Source organism: Streptomyces sp. 13-12-16 (genome assembly GCF_002114215.1).
GTDB lineage: Bacteria > Actinomycetota > Actinomycetes > Streptomycetales > Streptomycetaceae > Streptomyces.
Genome location: NZ_NCTE01001508.1, coordinates 1 through 558 on the forward strand (window position 1 = coordinate 1; position 558 = coordinate 558).

General features: G+C 64.2%; 1 protein-coding gene. It reads right to left on the reverse strand.

Going from position 1 to position 558, the window contains the following annotated elements; all coding sequences use genetic code 11:
• Window positions 1–146: 146 nt before the first annotated feature.
• The gene (locus B7767_RS44140; protein WP_085576673.1) at window positions 147–545 is read right to left on the reverse strand and encodes an ATP-binding protein; all 399 of its coding nucleotides are present in this window, start codon (window positions 543–545) and stop codon (window positions 147–149) included.
• Window positions 546–558: the final 13 nt, after the last annotated feature.

Consider the following 558-nt stretch of genomic DNA (forward strand, 5'->3'; position numbering starts at 1 on the left):
CTAGAGCCCTAGACGAAATGGGCGGGAGACGCCGTCCTGTACGAACGCCGATCACATAGAACCCCGCCCGTCGCCGAGGTACACCGCGAGGACTCACCCTGCGCTGCTTATAAGGCAGGCACGACCCACCGCCCCGCACGGAACCATCACTCACTCACCCGCGCCAGCTCTGCCCAGATGCAGCGCCCGCCGGGCCGGTCCTGTACGCCCCAGTCCTTGGCACAGGCCGTGACCAGCAGAAGGCCGCGGCCACCCTCTTCCACATCGCTGTTGACACTGCGGAGCAGCGGTTCCCTGTCCCCACCTGCGTCGATGACTTCAATGCGTACGACGTCGTCACCGAAGCTAACAACGACCAGAAACCAGCCGCCGTACCAGCCGCTCCGCGTGTGCCGGACAGCGTTAGTTGCCAACTCGCTGACGATCAACAGGGCGTCATCGACAGGACCTGAGCCCTCACCTTCGAGCAAGGCCGCGACGAAGTCACGAGCCTCCGCCACCTTGCGGGGCAGGCCGGGAAACTTACGGCTCCACTGTTTGAACATGTGAACACTCCTC

Coding starts and splice junctions, on each gene's coding strand:
- B7767_RS44140 (WP_085576673.1), bottom strand. CDS start 545: ATGTTCAAACAGTGGAGCCGTAAGTTTCCCGGCCTGCCCCGCAAGGTG.